19 protein-coding genes are annotated in these 26,168 nt (G+C 40.1%); 9 read left to right on the top strand and 10 right to left on the bottom strand.

Annotated features, from left to right (window positions below; translation table 11 throughout):
* The first annotated feature begins 46 nt into the window (after positions 1-46).
* Positions 47-388, top strand: a complete 342-nt coding sequence (locus tag ACIF8R_RS16690; protein WP_396482053.1) for a hypothetical protein — start codon at positions 47-49, stop codon at positions 386-388.
* Here ACIF8R_RS16690 and ACIF8R_RS16685 read toward each other — a convergent pair whose 3' ends face one another.
* The 4 genes from ACIF8R_RS16685 to rlmE form a co-directional block, all read right to left on the bottom strand.
* Entirely contained in the window at positions 389-703 is a 315-nt protein-coding gene (locus ACIF8R_RS16685) for a DUF5713 family protein (RefSeq protein WP_004699637.1), read from the bottom strand.
* Between the two features lie 133 nt (positions 704-836).
* Complete coding sequence (gene folP, locus ACIF8R_RS16680) at positions 837-1,688, bottom strand: dihydropteroate synthase (RefSeq protein WP_396482051.1); 852 nt, start codon at positions 1,686-1,688, stop codon at positions 837-839.
* Positions 1,689-1,822: 134 nt separating this feature from the next.
* Positions 1,823-3,718 carry an ATP-dependent zinc metalloprotease FtsH gene (ftsH, locus tag ACIF8R_RS16675; RefSeq protein ID WP_263614916.1) on the bottom strand — a complete coding sequence of 632 codons (1,896 nt, stop codon included), beginning with the start codon at positions 3,716-3,718 and terminating at the stop codon, positions 1,823-1,825.
* A 134-nt stretch (positions 3,719-3,852) separates the two neighbouring features.
* On the bottom strand, positions 3,853-4,503 hold the full coding sequence (gene rlmE, locus ACIF8R_RS16670; protein WP_000235573.1) for a 23S rRNA (uridine(2552)-2'-O)-methyltransferase RlmE: 651 nt from the start codon (positions 4,501-4,503) through the stop codon (positions 3,853-3,855).
* Between the two features lie 199 nt (positions 4,504-4,702).
* Between rlmE and yhbY the strand changes: the two genes are divergently transcribed.
* Together yhbY and ACIF8R_RS16660 are read left to right on the top strand one after the other, a co-directional pair.
* On the top strand, positions 4,703-5,026 hold the full coding sequence (gene yhbY, locus ACIF8R_RS16665) for a ribosome assembly RNA-binding protein YhbY (RefSeq protein ID WP_000729551.1): 324 nt from the start codon (positions 4,703-4,705) through the stop codon (positions 5,024-5,026).
* Positions 5,027-5,040: 14 nt separating this feature from the next.
* The gene (locus ACIF8R_RS16660; protein WP_002048508.1) at positions 5,041-5,577 is read left to right on the top strand and encodes a DOMON-like domain-containing protein; all 537 of its coding nucleotides are present in this window, start codon (positions 5,041-5,043) and stop codon (positions 5,575-5,577) included.
* 58 nt (positions 5,578-5,635) lie between these two features.
* Here the strand turns inward: ACIF8R_RS16660 and ACIF8R_RS16655 are convergent, their stop codons facing one another.
* A complete protein-coding gene (locus ACIF8R_RS16655) occupies positions 5,636-6,223 on the bottom strand; it encodes a hypothetical protein (RefSeq protein ID WP_311069496.1) in 588 nt (195 codons plus the stop codon).
* Between the two features lie 312 nt (positions 6,224-6,535).
* Between ACIF8R_RS16655 and carA the strand changes: the two genes are divergently transcribed.
* The 5 genes from carA (at position 6,536) to ACIF8R_RS16630 (ending at position 12,753) form a co-directional block, all read left to right on the top strand.
* On the top strand, positions 6,536-7,675 hold the full coding sequence (carA, locus tag ACIF8R_RS16650) for a glutamine-hydrolyzing carbamoyl-phosphate synthase small subunit (protein WP_191010362.1): 1,140 nt from the start codon (positions 6,536-6,538) through the stop codon (positions 7,673-7,675).
* Positions 7,676-7,689: 14 nt separating this feature from the next.
* On the top strand, positions 7,690-10,920 hold the full coding sequence (carB, locus tag ACIF8R_RS16645; protein WP_396482048.1) for a carbamoyl-phosphate synthase large subunit: 3,231 nt from the start codon (positions 7,690-7,692) through the stop codon (positions 10,918-10,920).
* 87 nt (positions 10,921-11,007) lie between these two features.
* Positions 11,008-11,484: a transcription elongation factor GreA gene (gene greA / locus ACIF8R_RS16640; RefSeq protein ID WP_191010364.1), complete on the top strand. Its 477-nt coding sequence runs from the start codon at positions 11,008-11,010 to the stop codon at positions 11,482-11,484.
* A 78-nt stretch (positions 11,485-11,562) separates the two neighbouring features.
* Positions 11,563-12,195, top strand: coding sequence for a CatB-related O-acetyltransferase (locus tag ACIF8R_RS16635; RefSeq protein ID WP_396482046.1), 633 nt, complete (start codon positions 11,563-11,565; stop codon positions 12,193-12,195).
* 120 nt (positions 12,196-12,315) lie between these two features.
* Positions 12,316-12,753, top strand: a complete 438-nt coding sequence (locus tag ACIF8R_RS16630; RefSeq protein ID WP_396482044.1) for a universal stress protein — start codon at positions 12,316-12,318, stop codon at positions 12,751-12,753.
* 38 nt (positions 12,754-12,791) lie between these two features.
* Here the strand turns inward: ACIF8R_RS16630 and ACIF8R_RS16625 are convergent, their stop codons facing one another.
* Both ACIF8R_RS16625 and ACIF8R_RS16620 read right to left on the bottom strand, forming a co-directional pair.
* On the bottom strand, positions 12,792-13,538 hold the full coding sequence (locus ACIF8R_RS16625) for a hypothetical protein (protein ID WP_396482042.1): 747 nt from the start codon (positions 13,536-13,538) through the stop codon (positions 12,792-12,794).
* A gap of 24 nt (positions 13,539-13,562) precedes the next feature.
* On the bottom strand, positions 13,563-13,892 hold the full coding sequence (locus ACIF8R_RS16620) for an MGMT family protein (protein ID WP_077164276.1): 330 nt from the start codon (positions 13,890-13,892) through the stop codon (positions 13,563-13,565).
* Between the two features lie 79 nt (positions 13,893-13,971).
* Here ACIF8R_RS16620 and ACIF8R_RS16615 point away from each other — a divergent pair, with 79 nt between their 5' ends.
* Positions 13,972-14,688: a metalloprotease gene (locus ACIF8R_RS16615; RefSeq protein WP_311069499.1), complete on the top strand. Its 717-nt coding sequence runs from the start codon at positions 13,972-13,974 to the stop codon at positions 14,686-14,688.
* On the opposite strand, the gene ACIF8R_RS16610 is transcribed toward ACIF8R_RS16615, so the two are convergent.
* The 3 genes from ACIF8R_RS16610 to ACIF8R_RS16600 form a co-directional block, all read right to left on the bottom strand.
* Positions 14,685-16,409, bottom strand: a complete 1,725-nt coding sequence (locus ACIF8R_RS16610) for a CapA family protein (RefSeq protein ID WP_396482039.1) — start codon at positions 16,407-16,409, stop codon at positions 14,685-14,687. The two genes, ACIF8R_RS16615 and ACIF8R_RS16610, sit on opposite strands and share 4 nt — an antisense overlap.
* Entirely contained in the window at positions 16,406-18,061 is a 1,656-nt protein-coding gene (locus tag ACIF8R_RS16605; protein WP_396482090.1) for a poly alpha-glucosyltransferase, read from the bottom strand. Before ACIF8R_RS16605 ends, ACIF8R_RS16610 begins: the two co-directional genes overlap by 4 nt.
* Positions 18,062-18,204: 143 nt before the next feature.
* Positions 18,205-26,168, bottom strand: a 7,964-nt coding sequence (locus tag ACIF8R_RS16600) for a beta strand repeat-containing protein (RefSeq protein ID WP_396482037.1), incomplete at its 5' end; no start/stop codon positions are given.

Genomic DNA, 26,168 nt, shown 5'->3' with positions numbered 1-26,168 from the left:
AATCCAGCGTAAGCTGGTTTTTTTATGCCTGTTAAAAATGACACTTATGATAAGAATATTAATATTTATAAACACATTACTCTTTATATCCATTGCATGTGCTGGAGATATTTTTAACGGCACAGTCTCATTCAAAAATAATCAGTGGCACTTTATACGCTGTTCTATTACTCAAGATGATTATTTAATTGAAACATCTCAAGATGTAATCACCCACTTAAAAGCGTTACAGCAACAAGAAAAAAACTATTGGATAAACGTAGTAGCAGATGTAAATAAACAGCGGAATGGGAATTTAATTTTAGAAGTTGAGAAAGTAATTGAAGTTCATCTCGGAGCATCATGTCATTTATTAGATGCGATCAAAAATTTTGAGAATCGAGAGTAATTACCACTCTCGATTCATAACCAGCTCTTCCATTTCAAGATCTAAAAATCCTGCATCCTGTACCACCATCATCATTGCCTCAGCAATATAATCAGCAGCACTATCATCAAGCGATGAATCCAGATCTTCAAACTGTGGCTTCATTTCATTAATTTCATTTACAGTCTGATGAGCATATCGATAAACATCTTGATCAGCTAAAGCAGGTTTTTGAACTTTCTTGGCAAATTGTTCAATTAACTGCTTAAGTTCAGCGACCAAAATATCTGGATAATATTCATCATCAAACATCGGGAGAAGTAGGTCTTCGAACATACAAAAGATTACACAACAGCAAAAACTTGCCGCTTATAACATATTTTCGCAAAAATCACGAGATTTTTACCCGACTCACTCTTCCACTTTATTTAAATAGACAATGATCTAGTTACTTTTCCAAGATTACATTTCAAGCTTGTTGCATAGCCTGCCAAACTAAAACAGCCTCATGCATCGCTTTCACATCATGTGCTCTTACAATCGACGCTCCTTGCTGAATACTCAACAAATGCCCAGTAACACTTCCTACAGCACGCTGATCAGCAACAGCTCCTTTTAAAGTTTCCCCGATAAACCGTTTACGAGAAAGACCAGATAAAATTGGATAGCCCAATTCATTAAGTTTCCAAAATTCTTTTAATAGTTTTAAATTTTGCTGAGCATTTTTTGCAAAACCAAATCCAGGGTCAACAATAATGTTGTGCTTTTTTACCCCGGCAGCCAAGGCCTCATCAATACGCTGTTGCAGCTCTTGCATCACATCAAGTGTTACATCAGTGTACTGATCCAACTGATTCATTGTAGTTGGTTCACCACGCATATGCATAATCACTACAGGGATATCTAACTCTACAGCAGTTTCTAAAGCATTCGGACGTGTTAAGGCACGAACATCATTCCAAATATGCGCCCCTGCTGCTTTTGCTGCACGAATCACGTCTGGCTGGCTCGTGTCGATCGATAAAATAATATTATGATGAGATAAAGCTTCAACGACAGGCACCACACGGCGCATTTCTTCTTCTACTGCAACTTCTGAAGCACCAGGCCGCGTAGATTCCCCACCAATGTCAATAATAGTCGCGCCTTGCTCAATCATATTAAGCGCGTAGCCAACCGCTTGGTCTAATTGGTTATGTTTACCACCATCACTAAAAGAATCAGGGGTGACATTTAAAATGCCCATAACATGTGGCTGAGATAAATCTAATTGAAGCTGTCCACACTGTAAAATCTGCTTGGGTAAAGATATTAACTGCATAAAAAGCTCCGGTTAAAAAACAGCGACTATTTTAGCAAGACTATACGTTACATGCTGTTGATTTCTTTTCAGCTTTACCCAGTTTTAATACAAATAAAAAAAGCCACATGACTGTGGCTTCTTTATTACTTAACTTAATTCATCGCTGGTAATGGCGGTGGAGTAGATGGACCATCTTTCGGTGGTTCAAATGCCGATACCGGATTTTCAGCAATATAAACTTTAGGTGGTTGAGGTTCGCGGCCTTCCATGATGTCACGGATTTGCTCACGATCAATAGTTTCCCATTCCATCAACGCTTTAACCATAGCATGTGCGATATCTTTATTATTTTCCAAGATATCACGAGCAACTTTATATTGTTCATCTAAAATACGGCGTACTTCCTGATCAACCTGTTGTTGAGTTGCTTCAGAAATTGTACGGCTACCTACATTACCGAAGAATCCATTTTGATTTTCATCTTCGTAAACCATAACACCCATTTTGTCAGACATACCGTACTTCGTTACCATCGCACGTGCCATTTTTGTAGCACGCTCAAAGTCATTTGAAGCACCAGTCGATTGCTGCTGAATAAAGACTTCTTCAGCAATACGGCCACCAAACAAGATTGCAATTTCATTTAACATTTTGTCTTTATAGTGGCTAATCTGATCTTGTTCAGGTAGCTGCCAAGTTACACCTAAAGCCCAACCACGCGGCATAATTGTTACCTTATGCACAGGGTCAGTACCCGGTAAAATCTCAGCAACAATTGCGTGCCCAGCTTCATGGTAAGCAGTTGCACGACGTTCTTCTTCGCGTAAAACCATTGATTTACGTTCTGGACCCATGTAGATCTTATCTTTCGCATCTTCAAAGTCATGCATATCGACAGTGTTCTTATTACGGCGAGCAGCAAACAAAGCAGCTTCATTTACAAGGTTCGCCAACTGAGCACCAGAGAAACCAGGTGTACCACGAGATAAAACTTTAACGTCTACGCCAGTGACTGAAGGTAACTTTTTCAAATGTACATTCAGGATTTGTTCACGACCACGGATGTCAGGTAAACCGACCATAACTTGACGGTCAAAACGGCCTGGACGTAATAACGCTTTATCTAATACGTCAACACGGTTTGTTGCAGCAATAACGATTACGCCTTCATTACCTTCAAAACCGTCCATCTCTACGAGCATTTGGTTTAAGGTTTGCTCACGTTCATCGTGTCCACCACCTGTACCCGAACCACGGTGACGACCTACTGCATCAATCTCATCGATAAAGATGATACATGGTGCATGACGTTTTGCTTGTTCAAACATGTCACGGACACGGGACGCACCCACACCCACGAACATCTCAACAAAGTCAGAACCAGAAATGCTGAAGAATGGAACTTTTGCTTCACCAGCAATTGCTTTAGCTAATAACGTTTTACCAGTACCTGGAGGACCAACCATAAGTACGCCACGTGGAATCGTAGCGCCCAAGCGTTTGAATTTTGCAGGATCTTTTAAGAAATCTACAATTTCCACAACTTCTTGTTTCGCTTCATCACAACCGGCAACGTCAGCAAAAGTCACTTTGATTTGGTCTTCGGAAAGCATTTTTGCTTTCGATTTACCAAAACTCATCGGACCATTTTTACCGCCTGCACCACCACCCATGTTACGCATAAAGAACATGAATAACAGAATGATTAACAGTACAGGGAAACTAGCAATGAGAAGTTGCATCAAAATGCCTTGACGTTGTGGTGCTGTGCCCTCTACAACAACATTTTGCTTGTTTAAGCTTGGCATAAGTTCAGTGTCTTCAACTTGTGGACGAACAGTTTCAAACTGAGATCCGTTAGTTTTTTCACCACTAATATTTAAACCGTCAATCGTGACTTGCTTAATTTGGCCAGCATTCACCGCTGCAACAAAATCTGAATATTTCATTGCAGTAGGCTTATTGCGGTCACTGATATTACTGAAAATTAAAATCAGAACACCCAGTATTATTAGCCACAATACGGCATTCTTGAAGTAATCGCTCAAAGCTTTATTCCCATATCGATCTAATTTGATCATGCCCAATCTTGGCCGATCGTCTTAAAAACAGCAATTGTCTTGCTTGCGGATAACCTAAAAGATACAAAATGCACAATTTTTAGGAGCTTGGCAAGTAAACTTTATTGCAATGCTTTCTTACGCCCTTGTCCAACCAAAAAAACTTCTTTAGATCGTGCCCGAGAAGCTGCTGGTTTTGCTGTTTTTAACACATCAAAACTATCAACGACTTGTTTACGAAACTCATCAAATCCTGCGCCTTGGAACACTTTAACAACAAACTGTCCATTTGGACCCAAAACTTTCTGAGCAAAGTCTAAAGCAAGTTCACACAAGTAAATCTGTCTAGGTTGATCAACAGCCCTATTACCTGATGTATTGGGGGCCATATCAGAAATTACAATGTCTACTTGTCTTCCGTTTAAAATATTTAACAATTTTTCAAATACAGCTTCTTCTCTGAAGTCGCCTTGTAAGAAAGTGACATCCGGCAAAGCATCCATAGGCAAAATATCGGAAGCAATAACTAAACCCTTGCTACCAACAAGTTTCCCAGCAATTTGCGACCAACTCCCAGGAGCTGCTCCCAAATCAACCACTGTCATGCCTGGCTTGATCAACTTATATTTTTCTTGAATTTCAAGAAGTTTATATGCTGCTCGTGCACGATATCCTTCCTTTTGTGCTTTTTTTACAAAAGGATCGTCTAGATGTTCCCTCATCCACGCACGACTACTTTTAGACAATTTTTGGTTTGTGATGCGTGTTGCCATAACTCACTAAATATCAAAAAAACTTCTGATTGTTCATTGTACGTGAAAATTACTCTCATTACAGTACGGATGTAACCTAATCTCAATAACTTTTACAGTTTTTTTCCAATAATGTTGATCGATTATTTATACAGTTTTTCGTACATTTGATTTTAAGTTTTTTGCTATACTAAGTCGTTTTTAAAATCAGGTATTTTTAATGGCCGCTTTATCTATTCATGAACGTAAACGTTTACGTCAAATTGGTCACGTGCTTAATCCGGTTGTCATGATTGGTGGACAAGGCTTAACAGATGCTGTAATCGAAGAAACTCTTCGTGCTTTAAATGATCATGAACTCATCAAAGTAAAAATTGCTGGTGAAGACCGTGAAGCTCGTGCAGCTGTAATTGATGCAATTGTAGAAGCGACTGGTGCTGAAGCTGTGCAAAAAATCGGTAAAATCGTTTTACTCTACAAAAAAGCAGCTAAGCAAAACCAACACTTATCTAACCTCGTTCGTCACGCTCACTTAGCAAACTAACTTATTGACTACTTATGGCAAGTTACGAACTTTCAGCTTTTGATCGTTTTCATGCTGTTTCTGTTGTTGGCGCAATTGAACAGCAAGCCCCACATACATTAAATGTGGGTTTTTGGATTCGTGATCCAAACCAACTTATTATCTGGCCACAAGAAGTCGCGGCTCATCCTCGTCAAGATTTTTTGTGGGAAGAGACTTGTTTTGAAATTTTTATCGGCGTGCATGATGAAGATTTCTACCGGGAAATTAACCTTTCCCCTTCTCAAGCATGGCAGACCTACCAGTTTGAAGAATATCGATATCCGGAAAGCATGCCTCCCCTCGTTGCTTACGATATCGAACTAAATCATCTCAAGCGTACCCATTATGGTTTAAATGTAAGTCTTGATTTAGGCCAGTTTATGCAGCAGCACCGTTTGAAATGGGCAAACCTTTATTTAGGTTTAACTGCTGTTTTAAAAACAAAAGATGGTATGCAGTACTATGCAATGCAGCATAGTGGAAAAAATGCTGATTTTCACAATAAACGTGATTGGCTGCATCAGTTTTAAAAAATAAAAAAGCGAGAAATTAATTCTCGCTTTTTTATTGAATTTTAATTTTAAATCTTTAGTGATCTCTTGCTTTGTTCCAAGCCTCAACCGCATTATTTTTAGTGCGCTTTAAGCTCTCACTTAAAGAATCTTTATGTTTTAAAGAAATCTGACTAATGTCACCCTTAAGCTCTTTAGTCACTTTTGTTAAATCTTCAATTAACGCATTAATTTCAGCTTTCAATGTATTTTTCAGTTCATTGAGCCCTTCTTGAGAAGTATTGAACTGAGCTTTAATCACATCAAGACGTTGTAAAATATCTTGTTTAATCTGAGCAAACTGGTTTTGAATATTCTGATTCAATTCTTGAGTTTCAGCCTCAATTTTTTCTTCAGTCTCGGTAATTACAGCTTTGACTTGTTCTTGAGTTTCTGCAATAGCTTCTTTAACTTGCGAAGTTGCTTCATGAGCGACTTCTTTCACCTGTTCTGTTTTTTCAGCTACAACTTCTTTTACCTGTGTTGCTTTAGTACTCACTGCTTTTTTAGCTCGAGTTGTTGTTTTCACTACAGCTTCTTTTGCTTCAGTTACTTCGGTCTTAACCGTCTCTGCTACAGACGAAGCATTCTCAGCTATATCTTTTGAAACTTGATTATTGCTCATGCTATTTCCTCATATTGTTTATTTTTTAGCTAGCATTACAATAAGTGGAATTAGCTTATTTCAGCCACCAGATTGTTAGACAATTTGCTAAAAGTATCAATTTCAGACAAGCGGATGAATTTTTTTGCAAAAAGCAAGCAAGGAATTATATTTTTTAATAGAAAATAAATAGACTTTTTAGGGTTCCATGCGTATAATGCGCTGTTAAGTTACAAGCGGGCAGACCGATAAGGAGGGGCATGTTTTTTAGAACATCGCCTATCTTTTTTAGGTCTACTCGCTTTTTTACAGCCGAAATTCAGGAGCTTTGGTTTGAGCACCCCCGCCATTTTAGCCCTCGCAGATGGAACGATCTTTAAAGGAACGTCAATCGGCGCAACGGGAAGTACGACTGGAGAAGTCGTTTTTAACACAGCCATGACAGGCTATCAAGAAATTTTGACTGACCCAAGTTATGCACAACAAATTGTGACATTAACTTACCCTCATATTGGTAACACTGGTTGCAACGAAGAAGACGTTGAATCTGGTCGTATCCATAAAGTATGGGCGAATGGTTTAATTATTCGTGACCTTCCACTACTACACAGTAACTTCCGTTCTGAGCAGTCGTTAGGTGAATATTTGCAGGCGCACAATGTGGTTGCAATTGCTGATATTGATACACGTAAACTCACTCGTATCTTACGTGACAAAGGTGCACAAAATGGTTGCATCCTTGCTGGCGAAAATATTACTGAAGAAGAAGCGATTGCTAAAGCTCGCGCTTTTGGTGGTTTAAATGGTTTAGACCTTGCCAAAGAGTGCTGTGATCCTACAGGTTTTGAATGGTCTGAAGGTTCATGGGTATTAGGTAAGGGCTTTACTCAACCTGAGTTAAAATACCATGTGGTAGCATACGATTATGGTGTCAAAACCAACATCTTGCGTATGCTTGCAGACCGCGGTTGCAAACTCACAGTTGTTCCTGCTGAAACTCCGGCTGAAAAAGTATTAGCACTTAATCCAGATGGCGTATTCCTTTCAAATGGTCCTGGTGACCCAGCGGCTTGTGACTACGCAATCGAAGCTGTAAAAACTATTGTTGAAACCACAACATTACCTGTATTTGGTATCTGTTTAGGACACCAAATCTTGGCACTCGCTTCTGGTGCAAAAACTGTAAAAATGAATCATGGTCACCACGGTGCAAACCATCCTGTACAAAATCTTGAAAACGGTACAGTGATGATCACCTCTCAAAACCATGGTTTTGCTGTAGATGCAGAGACATTACCGGCTAACTTAAAAGCAACACATAAATCATTGTTCGATGGCACCTTACAAGGTATCCACCGTACTGACAAACCAGCTTTCAGCTTCCAAGGTCACCCTGAAGCAAGCCCTGGTCCACATGATTGTGCACCTTTGTTCGATCACTTCATCGAACTTATCGAAGCATCTAAACAGTAATTACGGAGCGAATAATGCCTAAACGTACGGATATTAAAAGCATCTTAATTATTGGTGCTGGCCCGATTGTGATTGGACAGGCATGTGAGTTTGACTACTCAGGTGCTCAAGCATGTAAAGCACTTCGTGAAGAAGGCTACCGTGTTATTTTGGTTAACTCTAACCCAGCGACCATTATGACTGACCCTTCAATGGCTGATGCAACTTACATTGAGCCAATTACTTGGCAAACTGTTGCTCAAATCATTGAAAAAGAACGTCCAGATGCAGTCCTTCCAACTATGGGTGGACAAACTGCATTGAACTGCGCACTTGCACTTGATGAAAACGGCGTATTAGAAAAATATGGCGTAGAACTTATTGGTGCAACAAAAGAAGCGATTGAAAAAGCTGAAGACCGTAAACTCTTCGACATCGCTATGCGCAAAATCGGTTTGGAATGTCCAAAAGCTGCTATTGCTGAAACCATGGAAGAAGCATTGGAAATCCAATCTCGCTTTGGTTTCCCAGTAATTATCCGTCCATCATTTACAATGGGTGGTTCAGGCGGCGGTATTGCATATAACCGTGAAGAATTCCTTGAAATTTGTGAACGCGGTTTTGACCTCTCTCCTACTCACCAGTTATTGATTGATGAATCTTTAATTGGCTGGAAAGAATACGAAATGGAAGTTGTTCGTGACAAAAACGACAACTGTATTATCGTATGTGCGATCGAAAACTTTGATCCAATGGGTGTTCACACAGGTGACTCAATCACTGTAGCACCAGCTCAAACATTAACTGACAAAGAATACCAATTGATGCGTAATGCTTCAGTTGCGGTTCTTCGTGAAATTGGTGTTGAGACAGGTGGTTCTAACGTTCAGTTCGGTATTAACCCGAAAGACGGCCGTATGGTTGTGATCGAGATGAACCCTCGTGTATCTCGTTCGTCTGCTCTTGCTTCTAAAGCAACTGGTTTCCCGATTGCAAAAATTGCTGCGAAACTAGCTGTTGGTTATACCCTTGATGAATTGAAAAATGACATCACTGGCGGCGTAACTCCTGCGAGCTTTGAACCATCAATCGACTATGTTGTAACGAAGATTCCTCGTTTTAACTTCGAGAAATTCCCACAAGCAGAACCAGTTCTTACCACTCAGATGAAATCTGTTGGTGAAGTCATGGCAATTGGCCGTAACTTCCAAGAATCTGTACAAAAAGCATTACGTGGTCTTGAAGTTGGCGTAAGCGGTTTCGATGAAAAAATCGAAGCTGGTGCAACAAATGTAAAAGAAACCATTTTAAAAGAGCTTAAAGTTCCGGGTCCTGAGCGTATTTGGTACGTAGCAGATGCATTCCGTCAAGGCTTCTCTTTAGATGACGTATTTGAAGCAACTAAGATTGACCGTTGGTTCTTGATCCAAATTCAAGATATCGTTAAGACAGAAGCTCAAGTAAAAACTTTAGGTTTTGGTGATCTAACTGCTGAAAATATCCGTTCGTTCAAACGTAAAGGTTTATCTGACCTTCGTATTGCGAACCTTATGGGTATTTCTCAAAAGCAATTCCGTAAGCAACGTTGGAACTTGGGTGTTTATCCAGTTTACAAACGTGTTGATACATGTGCTGCCGAGTTTGAATCTGGTACTGCATATATGTATTCAACTTACGATGAAGAATGTGAAGCAAATCCATCAAACCGTGACAAGATCATGGTAATTGGTGGTGGTCCAAACCGTATTGGTCAAGGTATCGAATTTGACTACTGCTGTGTACACGCTGCTTTAGCAATGCGTGAAGACGGTTATGAAACAATCATGGTGAACTGTAACCCAGAAACTGTTTCTACTGACTATGACACATCTGACCGTTTATACTTCGAACCTGTAACACTTGAAGATGTTCTTGAAATCGTACGTACTGAGAAGCCAAAAGGTGTAATCGTACAATACGGTGGTCAGACTCCACTTAAGTTAGCACGTGCTTTAGAAGAAGCTGGTACTCCTATTATCGGTACTTCTCCAGATGCAATTGACCGCGCAGAAGACCGTGAACGCTTCCAACAAATGATTCAACGTTTACAGCTTCGCCAACCAAACAACAGCATCGTAAAATCTGCTGAAGAAGGTATCTCTGAAGCTGCGAAAGTTGGTTATCCGTTAGTTGTTCGCCCATCTTATGTATTGGGTGGCCGCGCAATGGAAATCGTGTATAACGAAGATGAACTTAAACGTTACCTTCGCGAAGCGGTACAGGCTTCTAATGAAGCGCCTGTTCTTCTTGACCACTTCCTTGATGATGCAACTGAAGTTGACGTTGACTGCGTATCTGACGGTAAAGATGTCGTAATCGGCGGTATCATGCAGCACATCGAACAAGCTGGTATTCACTCTGGTGACTCAGCATGTTCTATTCCTCCTTACTCTCTTTCTAAAGAAGTTCAGGATGAAATGCGTCGTCAAACAGTTGCTATGGCGAAAGAACTTGGTGTAGTTGGTTTAATGAACGTTCAGTTCGCAGTTAAAGGCGATGATATTTACGTTCTTGAAGTAAACCCACGTGCATCACGTACTGTTCCGTTCGTATCAAAATGTATTGGTGAATCTTTAGCCAAAGTAGCTGCTCGTTGTATGGCGGGTCAATCACTTGAATCTCAAGGCTTTACTAAAGAGATCATTCCAACTCACTTTGCTGTGAAGGAAGCTGTTTTCCCATTTGCTAAGTTCCAAGGCGTAGACCCAATGCTTGGGCCTGAGATGAAATCTACAGGTGAAGTAATGGGCGTTGGTAAGACATTTGGCGAAGCGTTCTATAAAGCCGTTTTAGGTTCAAATGACCGTTTACCAGGCCTACCAACTGAAGGCGAAGAAAAGATTGCTTTCTTATCTGTTCGTGAATCTGATAAGAAATATATTGCTGATATCGCTAAAAAGTTCGTGGCATATGGTTTCAAACTGGTAGCAACAGGTGGAACGTATAAAGTACTTAAAGAAGCAGGTTTGGAATGTGAACCTGTAAATAAAGTAACTGAAGGACGTCCACATATTGTTGACCGCTTGAAAAATGGTGAAATACACCTTATTGTCAACACTACTGAAGGCAAACAAGCTCAATATGATTCTGCAATGATTCGTCGTGCTGCCCTACAAGGCAAAGTGTATTACACAACGACTATCAATGGTGCAGAAGCGGTTTGCCAAGCCTTTGCTGTGAAATTGCCAATGGATGTATACCGCTTGCAAGATTTAACTGTAGGTTAATTTTTTTCCGATAAGTCCCGCCACCTTATCGGTGGCGGGATTTTTTCATTTTTTTAACTGTGTTTTCTCAACTTAAGAGGGACCGAAATGCAACGTTATCCAATGACCCCTGAAGGTAAAAGCGCCTTAGAGAAAGAATTACAACATCTGAAATCTGTTGAACGTCCGCGTATTACTCAAGCGATTGCTGAGGCACGTGAACATGGGGACTTAAAAGAAAACGCAGAATATCATGCTGCTCGTGAACAGCAAGGTTTCTGTGAAGGCCGTATCCAAGATATCGAAGGAAAATTGGGTGCTGCACAAGTCATCGATGTTAAAGACTTAGAACAAAACGGTCGTGTTGTATTCGGTGTTACGGTAACGATTGAGAACCTTGATACTGAAGAACGCAAGACTTATAAAATTGTTGGTGATGACGAAGCTGATTTTAAAATTAATAAAATCTCAGTGAACTCACCAATCGCTCGCGGCCTTTTGGGTAAAAATGAAGGTGATGAAGTAAAAATCACCACTCCTCAAGGCGAAGTTGAGTATGAAGTTGTAAGCGTAGAATATCTCTAAGATACTGCTCTTGAACCCCTCTTTCTGAGGGGTTTTTATTTAATATGGTTTAGCTCATTTTTGTTTGGATAATAGATTATGGACACGCCTCTGATTAACACACCAGTCCGTCATTGGTGCGAATTTGAGTTTATTTCCAAAACTGTAAAAAATCCGAATATCCATATTAAAGGTAATTATTCTTACTACTCAGCCTATTGGGATCAAGGTTTTGAACGTTGTGTCGTACGCTATTTACACGACAAAGCTTCGACCCCAGACAAACCTATCGATCAGCTTTATATTGGTAATTTTGTATGTTTTGGGGCTGAGTGCGTGATTATGATGGGTGGTAATCAGCTTCATAGACCAGACTGGATTTCGACTTTTCCTTTTGATACCCGCAGTTTTTTAGCTGCTGGTGACACCATCATTGCAGATGGCTGTTGGATTGGAAGCCGTGCAATGGTTATGCAAGGTGTAAAAATCGGTGAAGGTGCTGTTATTGCAACTGGAGCCGTCGTGACAAAAGACGTTCCACCCTACGCAATTGTTGGTGGTGTACCAGCAACAATTATTAAATACCGTTTTCCTCCCGAGCAAATAAAAAAACTACTCGCTTTAAAGCTTTATGAATTAGATGAAAAACAAGTTTTAAAAATGCGGGAATATTTGCAAACTGATGATATTGATGCTTTAACAGCACATGTTGAAAATTTAAGAAACAAATAAAATATATTCTCAAGTTTTATTGTTTAAAATCACAAATGATTACGTGCTCGAATTTAAATCGTAAGAAAAGAAGTATAAAGTATTGAATAAATAAGCATCATTACAATAAGGAACAATCTCATGTTATATCAACATATTCTTATACCAATTGACGGTTCTGAAACTTCTATGGTCGCTATGAAAGAAGCGATCAAACTTGGCAAAGCATTAAATAGTAAAATTACTATCGTACAGGTTATGGCACTTGATCCAATTATTGCAGATCTTTATGTGAAGACTGGTCAAACCAATGAACTCATTGAGCGGACTAGAACATACTTACTCGATATTTTAGAACAAGCCAAACAACAATTTTTACAAGAAGGCCTTACTGTAGAAACCAAATTACTTGAAGGTTTCGTTGTTCACGAAGAAATTATTCAAGCTGCACAAGAGCTTAATGCTGACCTGATTGTAATGGGCTCTCATGGCCGTACAGGTGTGCGAAAACTTATTTTAGGAAGTGTCGCACAAAAAGTTTTAGGTGAAAGTCATATTCCAGTTTTAATTGTTCGCTAAAAAATTGCCTGTCTGGCTCAATTCAGCCAGATAGGCACCTATTTTTTAAAAGGAATAATGTCTTCTCCTGATTGCTCAACCGTTATTGTTTTTTTACTTTTAAAAGCATCCCAAGAATAATGTTTATAATTTAACTGCCATAAATAGTAAGATTGACCGATATCTTTAAACCTAATATTTAATGTCATCCATTTTTCATCATGGCAATGCGGTGACTTCTTATACTCTTGTTCTGAAAAACAGGCCCGAATCATTTCATTCGAAGAAAAAGCAATACCTTTTAATGCAACCTGATACTGCCCTTTAGGCTTAAGCTCAATAAAATCAGCATTTTCTTCAAAACGCCCTCCTCCAGAATAACCAGTAAACCATGTATTTAGCACTGCTATGGCATATTCACTTTTATTAAGCGGATATAGTGCTGGAAAGATTTTGAGTCCATTAGGGCCTAAATCATCAGAATGTGGCTCTTTATTACTATGTTCATAATTTTTAAAATTCCACTGATTTATTACTGTGTATTGGTTATTTAGCTTTTTAACTTGAGCAATTTGCGGAGTCTCATCTATTAAATAATAAGTCTGATCTTGTGTATTTTTGGCTTTCCATAGCTTAGCTTCATCGCTACATTTCTGGCTCAACTGCTGACAAATCGAATGTATCTCTTGTGATGAAACTTTCACATTGATAAAAGGTTGAGCTGAAATAGTCTGCTCTGCAAAACTCGATTGCACTATTAAACTGAGTAGTAATATGGCTACACTCCGCCATTTATAATTCTGCATTTGTATTTGTTCTCTTTAATCATTTTAAGGTTGCCAAGCAAACTGCTTTAAGTTCACTTTACCATTCAGCAAATAGACTCCTTCAGCTTCAAGCTTTAACTGCTGAACATTTTCACCTTTTTCATTAAATTTACTTAGGCTAATTTTACCTTGTGAGTTAATAACACGGTACCAAGGAACTTGATGATCTGCTTCAAGATGCTTAAGAACATAACCCACTAATCTGGCGTGTTTAGGTAACCCCGCCATACGTGCTATTTGTCCGTAAGTTGCTACTTTTCCATATGGAATGAGAGCGATGACTTCTAAAATTTGTCGATGTAGTTCATACTGAGTTGTCAAAATGGAATCCATAAAAATTGACATCGTTCATATCATATAAAAATTTACTTTAAATCTCTTTAAAAGAATATGCAGAGACAATGCGATGAATATGAAAAAAACCTTACTGATGATTACAGGGACACTTCTGTGTGTTTCTTGTACGACCCGTCCTCCTCTACAAACGCCTGATTTATCAGAGGAGCCTGCCAATAATAGACCTGTAGTTCCAGTCACTTTCGTTTTTACTACTGACAATCCTTCTGCTGCACGCTTTGATAACCTGACACAAATGCGAAAAGAAGTTCGCATCTTAAATAAATATTATTTAGATGACCAAGGAAATAAAATATTTAATTTCAAATTAAACCGTTATATTTCCTATCAAGATTTTTCAAAAATGCACTGCGAACTTGGTAATGAAATAAACCAAGCTCGTCCTATTTCTATAGGCTCTATCCCTGCAAGTGCCAATGCTTGCTTCCCTAAACGCACAGCACGTAAAGAAGTTATCATCTTTATATACGACGCATATTCAAAAAACTTAGAGTTTGATGATGTTACGAGTCGGACATTCCGTAATAATGGAAAACCCTTTATTTTATTAGACTGGAATCGATTAAATTATAATATTCAAGCAGGTAGTATTCATGAAATGGGCCACGCTTTCGGCTTAAAACACGTGTGTGCACCTAATGCAACCAAAACTACCCCTACCAATATTATGGCCAGCGCTGAATGTAAATTAGGCAGTGGTGGCTTAAGAAACTTAGGGTTTACGCAAGCACAGCTTCAAACCATTTTATCTAGTTATAAACAATATACTTAAAATTTAATTTCAATATACACCCCCAAGTTGTCTTGGGTAGTAGTGTAATCCTCATGGGCCAGTAAAGATGTCATATAAGTACTGGCCTTTGAGAAATCCTCAGTATCTACAGGATACGGTTGCCAAAAAGTTTTTAAGTTATTCGTATAAATTGGATAAAGTCGAAGCAAGTCCTTTGCTAGATCTAGTCTCGCTATACAACCAAATGGTAAAGCACTTTGCTGTTCATACTCTCCATCACTATTAAACACAGCATTGCCTATACCCAACACAACTGGCTTACGATTGATGATCTGAATGGGTTGAATAGTATGAGCACCATGACCAATAATCAGGTCAGCTCCCGCCTGTGTAAGAATAGCGGCAAGTTTAATTTGCTCTTTTGTGGGAGGTTTAAAGTCGATTCCCCAATGGCAAATAACAATAATTTTATGCTTAGGATGAGCCTGCTTATAACGTACTATTTGTTCAAGTAAAACACCATTTAAGCAAGCCACTCCACTTCGCGGTCCTAATGCATAGAAATCATAGTCTAGATAAGCGGTGTCTCTATGCCAGTAACCATTAAAAATCGCATAGTGCTTATTTTCAAAAGATATTTCAAAGTAATTGTGGGCATCTTTTTGATTTAGTCCAGCACCTATATATGAAACATTCGCCTGATCCAACTGTTGTAATGTATAGGCCACCCCTTCATCGCCATAATCTTTCAAATGATTATTTGCTAACACCAAATAGTTAAGATGAACGTTATTAAATTCTTCTAATGTCTTTTTAGCATCGGCTTTTAGAATGAATGGCTTTTTATCTTTTAAAGGTGATTGGTTTTCTAGAGAAAAGACTGCTTCAAAGTTAGCTATGTTTATGTCATTTTTACCTAAAAATGGCTGTATTTTTTCAAATGAATAGTGATATCCATATTGTTGTAGAGCATCTATTTTCCCTCTAGATTTACGCTTTTCAGTATACATTTCACCGAAATAAGTATCTCCAAGAATATTGATGATTCCCGTCCGTGAAGTACAACTCTTCGCGTTTACATACTCTTCTTGGAAATAGTGATAATAAGGAACCAAATGCTCAAGACGGTGAATGTCATCTAAAAAAGAGAAAAAGCCAATGCTCTGGTTTTGTTCAGAATAAGTAATATAAATTTGTCTAACTGTATGTGAGATATATAAAACTGAAGTTAACACAGGATGAGCAAGTAAAGGTGTAATAGGTTGATATACTTTATTTTTAAAAAAAAGTGACTTAATAAAGAAAAGTTTTTTTAGCTCGGCTGGATAGCTATAAATGTGCTGTACTAATAGAAAGAGTTTTTTTAATTGATTAGATGGATTTAAAGTTAAATGATAGTTTCCTGCTCTTTGAGACAAGGTCAATTGTGCTTGCTCAACTGAACCAAAAAACATATTGCTTAAAGCATGTTTGACATCATTTGCCTGAGTAAAAATTAAGAATTGTAGGAGCTCGACAAATGTATACGTTTCATTTTTTTCTAAACCTAAATTTTGCTCACCCATTTGTTTAAGCTTTTGCTCAGATACAACATAGGTCTTACCTGCTTTGATGTTTTTTTGATGAAACTGCTCTAATGCATAATCAATGAGCAATAAAGTTGAGATGTCTCCATCAATTTCAAATTCCCAAACCGCATCATCAAAGTTCGTATTATCTAGAGCTGCCAATAACTTAATTTCAAACAGAGGATCAGTCATGTCTCCTCTCCTTCGAAATCTTTTACATAGGCAATATAGCCCGATAAGTTATGTTCTTGGTCATCTATTCTTACTCTAAAGCGATCATGTCTTACATAAAAAGCATGCAATATTTTATCTGGACGAGCCATATACATCGCTATTTCTGGATAGAAAAAACCTGTGGTTTGAAACTCAGCCCGAAATGTAATGAGTTTTTTTAACTCGTGCATATATGCTTGTTCAAAAAGTTTTTGATGGCCTTGCTCTTTTAAATGATTTACCATTTTATAAGCTGCCATGAGCATTTCTAACAAAGTCGCATACGTTGTTTTTCTATTCCGAATAAAAATAAAATGTTTTAAATAATTATTTAAACCAAAAATAAAATATTTTTCTTCAGGACATATTTTTGTAAGCTCATTGGTACAGTAACTTAACCAATGATCATGATATTTTTCATATCTTTTATAAATAAAATTTTCAAACATTAATTTAACGGTATCTAATAATCTTTTATCCTGATTTATTTGGTATAACCTGAGTAAAGCTAATGCTGCTTCTCCATCGTAATAAATAATTCTAAACTTTTCTTTTAAATCATAGTTTGGATAATTTAATACATGAGTAGTTAATCCATCTGAATCAACTAATTTTAAAATACCATTTGCAAGTTTCTCTGCATATTTTAAATAATCCGCTTTTTGAGAAATTTCCTGATATTTCGTTAACATTAAAATAGCTGCTGCGTTTGCACCTAATTTAATTTCAAACTCCCCTTCTTTTCCATCAATCATAAAAGCAGTGATAGAGTCTTTTTCTTTATAAAAGTGAGTAAGTACATATTGGATGGCACGCACAATTTTAGGCCAATATTCAGGTTTATTTTGTACTTCGAAAGTTTCTAATAGAGCATAAAGTGATGTGCAATGACGTACCGTATTGTAGTTGCGGATATCTCGATCAAAAGCAGGAAAATAGCCATAAATGAATTTGCCATTTTCTTGAATCTGACTGTGAAAAAACGCTGCATTTTTCTCAATAAGCTCTTTAAAATGCTGCTTCTTGTTGGTTGCAATAGCTCTAATACCATTTGCATCATAACGGCTTGCTAAATTAATAAACTGTCCATTTTCATAAAAAGTTGCATAGGTATCGAAAGTCCAAATGTCTTGCAGCTCTTGTAGTCTAATTTGTGGTTTAGTAGCGTTATATTTTTGCTTAATTGCATAGTTCAGATTGGTTTCATCAAAAAAGTTGGGCTTGTCATAACTTAAGCCCCGGATAATTGCTTTGCCATATATCTCTTGCTCAAGAAAAACTACCGAACATGCTTCATCAAATGCAATTCCTCTACGATAGTGGTTATTATGAAATTGATGATGAACAAGTTGTTCTATTTGACTCCAACTTTGTTTTTCTAGGTTGTACGCAACATCAATTTTTATATAGTCTGGAAGTTGATCTGGAGAAAACTGTTTATCAATAAAATCGAATAATTGTACAGTTGCTTGTGAAAAAGCTGTTTTTTCGGTATGCCAGACACTACATCTTTGATCTTTAGGACCAAATGATATAAACAAAACTGTTTCTTCTGGAAGGTCTGAAACATGCTGAACGAAATGTTCCAACCAAAGCTTAAGTTGTCTTTTAAAGTCTAGAAATACCGACACTCGAATTAAGTCCCTATTCGTTATTTGTTGTTCTATAAAATTTTCAATCATAGCATGAACTCTCTAAAAGCTAAGTTAACGTATTGTTTAAACATAAAAAAAGAGAACCCTAGGGTTCTCTTTTTTATTTGGTTAATTATCTATTAATAGATAATTTGACCGTTGTTGAGAAGATCATTAAGCGTTAATGATGTTCTAGCTTGATCCAAATGAATCGTCAACAATTGCGTACTTGAATAAGTTAAACCTAAGCCATCACGGTCTACACTAATGGTGGCATTTTGTGTGGCAGCGTCATAGCTTACAGATACATATTGACCAATGGTTAAACTGTTTGGATGAGTAACTAACAAGTTACTAATATCGATCTTATCAGCTTGACTATCAGTTGCTGTATTACCCACATGGAAATCAGTCCATGTATCTACACCACCTGCAGTTGTATTACCACCTGTTGGGTTGTTTACACCAGCAGCAGTCAATGTGTTGTAAATCAAGGTATCCGCGCCATTACCGAGCGTAAATGTATCATTTGCTCCTGTACTAACAGCTAGGCTATTCAACTCTTGACTTAAGTTGATGGTTAATGTGCTAGTTGACTCCGCACCAGTCACCGATACGAGTTTGTAGTTAATCGTATCAATCGTAGCATTTGCCGCAGTATCAAGAGCTTTATAGTAGTACGAACCATCATGGTAGAGATACAACGTACCTTCGCCAGTATTGATCGCCTGACCAGCAGCAATTTGGTAATTTCCTGGTGTAACTTCAACATATAGTTGAGAAGCAGCTGAAGTATCTGCAACTCCACCAGTTGTGTCGCCTAACAAGATATTGCCGTGAATCCAATCTGTTAAACCATCAGGTGTGTATTGATCTAGATGTGTAGCTTTTGTAGTTACTACAGAATCTAAAGTCACAGTTCCTAAAGAAATCAGACTAGATAAACTAAATACCACTCGATAAGTACCAGCAGATAAGTGAGATACGTCAGCTGAGTATGCTGGTGCACCTAAAACTCCTGCCAAGGCTGTCGCAGAACCTGAGTAAACAGTATCTACCCATGTTGCACCAACCAACTGCTGGATTTTATAACCAGTTGTTGGAAGAGCCGACAAGCTTAATGATGCCGTATAGTCTAACTGTACATGAACATCACTTACCGTATTAGCAGCAATAACGAATTGGTTCGAAGTCACTGTACTGCTTAATACAGGTAATGGTGGGAAGCCTGCAAGGTTACCAATAGTGACTGTGCCACTTGGTACATCAGCAACTGCATCAGTCACTTGTTTCATACTAACAGTTGCATGATTAATATCAGCATTTGCTACAGGTAACGGAATTACCGCATCTGCACCAGGGTTAGCATTGTTCCAAGTGATATTCACATCTGGAGAACCAATTTGAATATGCAATGTTGCTGTGTCTGTTCTACCAGTTACAGGGTCCGTCACTGTATAGGTAAAGCTATCAACTTTTCCTATATTTTGTGTGTTCGCTGTAGCTTGATAACTGTAAGTACCATCAGCATTAATCGTTAAGGAACCATAAGCACCCACAATAACTGTTGATGAACCTACATTCACAGCCGATGTATTACCTGTTTCAGAAGACACAGAAGTCACAACTGTCGTAGTCGTAATATAGTCTGGCGTATAGTTTGGTCCATATACAGCCGAGTTGTCGTCTGAAAGAACATTGCCTGTAACCGGAGTTACAACCAAGTTAGGTACTTGCGTAATATCACCATTATTCAAAGTAATACTTGCAGTGACACTACCTAGAGCAGTTAGAAGCGTATTGCTTTCCATAAATAGCTCATAGCTACCAGAACCTAAATTATCAACTTTGAATTTCACTTCAGAGCCGAAGATACCTAATAGGTCAAGCACACCAGTATTCGCGCTATCTGCAATTACTGTACGAGTACCGTCTGGATTTACTCGTGTTAATACCACATGTAAACCATCAACAACTGTAGCTACTGAACCAAAGTTAACCGAGATGATAGCTTCAGACACATGTCCTTCAGCTACATTAAAAGTTGCTGTACCTTGTTTAGAACCAACAACAACGCCACCAACACCTAACAACCAGCTATAGCTAATCGCGTTATTAAGAACTTGTTGTGTAGTCGGGTAAACCATATCAATTGCTGCTGAAGCAACGTTATCCATTGCATCAACTGGAACATGACCTGTAATAACCGCAGGTTGTGATGGATCTGCTGCATTCCAAGTCATAGCAACCTTGTTACTATCCAAGTGGACATACAAGATAGCTTGAGATGTATTACCTGTTGCTGGGTCTAGTAACGTATACGAGAACTGATCCACTTTACCAAGGTTGAGACCATCTGCATTTGGTGTATAGGTATAATTACCATGTTGATCAATGACTAACGTACCGTAAGTACCAGTGATTGTAGTTGTACCCGTCGCATTAACAGCATTTCCGTTCACCGCTGAGATCACTGCATTATTGCTTGCAGCATCTACTGCACCATTAATACCTGCATCTTTGATGACGTTACCAGAGATCGGATCAACTGAATATCCAGATACAACATATGGGTTATACACATCCATTGTACCTGTCAATGTACCACCAATACCCACACCTGCCAGACCACTGTAGCCCATGAATGCACGATATTGTCCTGGATCTAGCCCTTCAATGACTGCGGTTGGAGTACCTCCTATTAGAGATAAGCTAACTAAAGTCGCTTGTGGGTTGTTTCCGCCAATAGATACCCATTGTCCTGTTGCAGCATCATATTTTTGAACAACAATCGAATAGTCATTCAATACACCAGCGTTGAGTAAACCACTGAATGTAAATGTCGCAGTACCTTGACGGTCAGCATCTACATTAAATGCAACTGTTGGGTTACCAAGAAGTTGTAAATTTAGACCTGCTAACGATACTGCTGCTAAATAACTTGCACTACCAAGCGCTACATCATTCGCAACAAGTAAAGATTCTGGGTTAATTTCAGCAACTGCCAAGTTATCTGCAGCTTTAACAGAACTTAATTGAATGTTAAGTGCTGCTTGGGCCACATCACCAGTTACAGAATCTTTTAAGGTATATACAAAGTGATCGACTTGCCCAACTCCTGAAGCATTTTGATTTGGAGTATAAACGTATGAACCATCAAGGTTGATCACCAACGTACCGTATGTACCATTAATGACTGTGCCATTAGCAAGAACAGGTTGGTTATTAACTTCACTCACAACTGTATTTGGAGTTACGACATCAGCTTGGCCGCTTGAGTTAATATCTACGATCACATTACCGTCCGCAGTTTCTGTGTAGAAACTACCGATTTGAGTTGTATCATAAATATCCATAGTACCTGTTAAAGTACCGAGTAAACCAATACCTGCTAGACCGTTATAAGTCATGAATGCACGGTATTGACCTTGCTCAAGCCCATCGATAACAACACCTGGTGTAGAACCTAATAGAGTCAGGTGAAGAATATCTGCTTGACCACCACCATATATAGAAGTCCATTGACCAGTAGCTGTATCAAATTTTTGTACAACTAATGAGTAATCAGATAGAGCATTGACCCCAATTAAAGCACTGTAGGTGAATGTCGCATTACCTTCTTGATTGGCAGCTACATTAAAGTTAACCGCTTCAGAACCAAGTTGTAGGTTAAGACCAGCAAGTGATACAAGCGCCAAGTAAGTTTTGCTACCAAGAGCCGCATCATTTGCAATTTGTAATGGTTGTGGAGCAAGAACAGCCGTATCAAAGTTGTCATATGCAATGATAGAAGAACTTGCAATTGTATAACTTTGGGTAGCTTGCAAATTACTACTGTTGCCAGCAGCATCCGTAAAGGTTGCTTTTGCATCAACTGTCAAATCAGTATCAGCTACAAGCTGGCTACCAGGTACACCTATTGTCCATGTTCCACTTACTGGATCTACTACAGCTGTGTAGTCTGTGCCATTAACGTTAACAACAACCGAAGTAATAGTTGCATCAGCAGGAATAGTCACCGTTCCAGTAATATTTACTGTTCCTGCAGTCTCAATCGGACTAAGGACGTTATCACCTGTAATCGGATTAATCGCAATTGCAGCTGTATTAATGTCTGGTGGCGTAGTATCCACAGTTACTGTGACATCAGTAGCGTTATCGATATTGCCTTGTGCATCTACTGCTTGTGCATGGATAGTCACTGGGCCATCTGCAGTTACTGCGATTGCTGCTGTGATATAGCCATTACTCAAGTCAGTTGCATTGACAGTGTAGTTGGTGCCGTTAACATTCACGACAGTACCTACCGCTGCATCTGGACCTAATCCTACACGGGCATTAAAGCTACCGTCTGTGCCAAGTTCTGCTGCATTGATGATGCCATCAATGTTTAAGTCATCTGGTACTGTGATCGCACTAATCAAATCAGCTGGTGTGGTATCTACAGTCACAGTGACATCGGTAGGAGTACTGATATTACCTTGCGCATCCACTGCTTGGGCATGGATGGTGATTGGGCCATCTGCTGTCACAGGAATTGCTACGGTGATATAGCCATTGCCAAGATCAGTCGCATTGACAGTATAGTTAGTGCCGTTAACGTTCACGACAGTGCCCACTACTGCATCTGGACCCAACGCGACACGGGCATTGAAGCTGCCGTCTGTGCCAAGTTCCGATGCATTGATAATGCCGTCAGTATTTAAGTCATCCGGTACTGTAATCGGACCTAGTAAGTTCGCTGGTAGCGTATCTACTGTCACGATTACATCTGCTGGGCTGCTGATATGACCTTGTGAATCCACTGCTTGGGCATGGATGGTGATTGGACCATCTACTGTCACAGGAATTGCTGCAGTGATATAGCCATTGCCTAGGTCAGTTGCACTCACTGTGTAGTCAGTGCCGTTAACATTCACGACAGTGCCCACCACTGCATCTGGACCCAACGCTACACGGGCATTGAAGCTGCCGTCTGTGCCAAGTTCTGCTGCATTGATAACACCATCACTATTTAAGTCATCTGGTACTGTAATCGGACCTAGTAAGTTCGCTGCTGCCGTATCTACAGTCACAACCGCACTGCCAGTACCCACATTACCTGCAGGGTCTGTTGCTGTCACAGTTACAGTGTGTGGACCATCTGCCAACACTGGAAGTGTATTGTCTGCAAGTGTCCAGCTACCATTGCCATTATTGACCGCAGTATAGTTCACACCATTTACAGTCACGACAACAGTCGCAGTTGGATCGTTCACTGTACCTGTTAATTCAGGTGTACTGTCATTGGTAGTTACATCACTTAAAGTAACTGTCGGTGCAGTAGCGTCTAAAGTTACCGTCACATCTGCCGGGCTACTGATATTGCCTTGTGCATCCACTGCTTGGGCATGGATGGTGATTGGGCCATCTACTGTCACAGGAATGGCTGCGGTGATATAGCCATTGCCTAGGTCAGTTGCACTCACTGTGTAGTCAGTACCGTTAACATTCACGACAGTACCCACTACTGCATCCGGACCCAACGCAACACGGGCATTGAAACTACCGTCTGTGCCAAGTTCTGCTGCATTGATGATGCCGTCAGTGTTTAAGTCATCCGGTACTGTAATCGCACCAAGCAAGTTCGCTGGTGTTGTATCCACAGTTACAGTGACATCGCTAGGACTGCTGATATTACCTTGAGCATCCACTGCTTGTGCATGGATGGTGATTGGGCCATCTGCTGTCACAGGAATTGCTGCGGTGATATAGCCATTGCCTAGGTCAGTTGCACTCACTGTGTAGTCAGTGCCGTTAACGTTCACGACAGTGCCCACTACTGCATCCGGACCCAACGCAACACGGGCATTGAAGCTACCGTCTGTGCCAAGTTCTGATGCATTGATGATGCCATCAGTATTTAGGTCATCAGGTACTGTGATCGCACCAAGTAAGTTCGCTGGTGTTGTATCCACAGTCACAGTGACATCTGTTGGAGTACTGATATTACCTTGCGCATCCACTGCTTGAGCATGGATGGTAATTGCACCATCTGCTGTTACAGGAATCGCTGCGGTGATATAGCCATTCGTCAAGTCAGTTGCACTCACTGTGTAGTCAGTGCCATTAACATTTACAACAGTACCCACCGCTGCATCTGGACCCAACGCAACACGGGCATTGAAGCTACCGTCTGTGCCAAGTTCTGATGCATTGATAATGCCATCAGTATTTAGGTCATCCGGTACTGTGATCGCACCAAGTAAGTTCGCTGGTGTTGTATCCACAGTCACAGTGACATCTGTTGGACTACTGATATTACCTTGCGCATCCACTGCTTGTGCATGGATGGTAATTGGGCCATCAGCAACCACTGGGATCACTGCTGTGATATAGCCATTCGTCAAGTCAGTTGCACTCACTGTGTAGTCAGTGCCATTAACGTTTACGACAGTACCTACCGCCGCATCCGGACCCAACGCAACACGCGCATTGAAGCTATTGTCTGTGCCAAGTTCTGATGCATTGATGATGCCATCAGTGTTTAAGTCATCCGGTACTGTAATCGCACCAAGTAAGTTCGCTGGTAGCGTATCTACAGTTACAGTGACATCTGTTGGACTACTGATATTGCCTTGAGCATCCACTGCTTGTGCATGGATGGTAATTGGGCCATCTGCTGTCACAGGAATCGCTGCAGTGATATAGCCATTGCCAAGATCAGTCGCACTCACTGTGTAGTCAGTGCCATTAACGTTCACGACAGTACCCACTACTGCATCTGGACCCAACGCGACACGCGCATTGAAGCTGCCGTCTGTGCCAAGTTCTGATGCATTGATAATGCCGTCAGTATTTAAGTCATCCGGTACTGTAATCGGACCTAGTAAGTTCGCTGGTAGCGTATCTACTGTCACGATTACATCTGCTGGACTGCTGATATGACCTTGCGCATCCACTGCTTGTGCATGGATGGTAATTGGGCCATCAGCAACCACTGGGATCACTGCTGTGATATAGCCATTGCCTAGGTCAGTTGCACTCACGGTGTAGTCAGTGCCGTTAACATTCACGACAGTGCCCACCACTGCATCTGGACCCAACGCAACACGGGCATTGAAGCTACCGTCTGTGCCAAGTTCTGCTGCATTGATAACACCGTCACTATTTAAGTCATCAGGTACTGTAATCGGACCAAGTAGGTTCGCTGCTGCCGTATCGACAGTCACCACCGCACTGCCAGTAGCCACATTACCTGCAGGGTCGGTTGCTGTCACAGTCACGGTATGTGGACCATCTGCCAACACTGGAAGTGTATTGTCTGCAAGTGTCCAGCTACCATTGCCATTATTGACCGCAGTATAGTTCACACCATTTACAGTCACGACAACAGTCGCTGCTGGATCATTCACTGTACCTGTTAATTCAGGTGTGCTGTCATTGGTGGTTATATCACTTAACGCAACTGTCGGCGCAGTAGCGTCTAAAGTTACCGTCACATCTGCCGGGCTACTGATATTGCCTTGTGCATCCACCGCTTGTGCATGGATGATAATTGGTCCATCCGCTGTTACAGGAATCGCTGCAGTGATATAGCCATTAGCTAAGTCAGTTGCATTCACTGTGTAGTCAGTGCCATTAACATTCACGACAGTACCCACCGCTGCATCTGAACCCAATGCTACATGGGCATTAAAGCTGCCGTCTGTGCCAAGTTCTGATGCATTGATAATGCCGTCAGTGTTTAAGTCATCCGGTACTGTAATCGCACCAAGTAAGTTCGCTGGTGTTGTATCCACAGTTACAGTGACATCTGCCGGGCTGCTGATATGACCTTGTGAATCCACTGCTTGTGCATGGATGGTGATTGGGCCATCTGCTGTCACAGGAATCGCTGCAGTGATATAGCCATTGCCCAGATCAGTTGCACTCACGGTGTAGTCAGTGCCGTTAACATTCACGACAGTGCCCACTACTGCATCCGGACCCAACGCGACACGGGCATTAAAGCTACCGTCTGTGCCAAGTTCTGATGCATTGATGATGCCATCAATGTTTAAGTCATCCGGTACTGTAATCGCACCAAGCAAGTTCGCTGCTGCAGTATCTACAGTTACAACCG

Source organism: Acinetobacter sp. ABJ_C4_1 (assembly GCF_044538495.1).
GTDB lineage: Bacteria > Pseudomonadota > Gammaproteobacteria > Pseudomonadales > Moraxellaceae > Acinetobacter > Acinetobacter nosocomialis_A.
The sequence above is the reverse complement of the archived record's forward strand: the minus strand, read 5'-3'. Positions and strand labels throughout refer to the sequence as shown.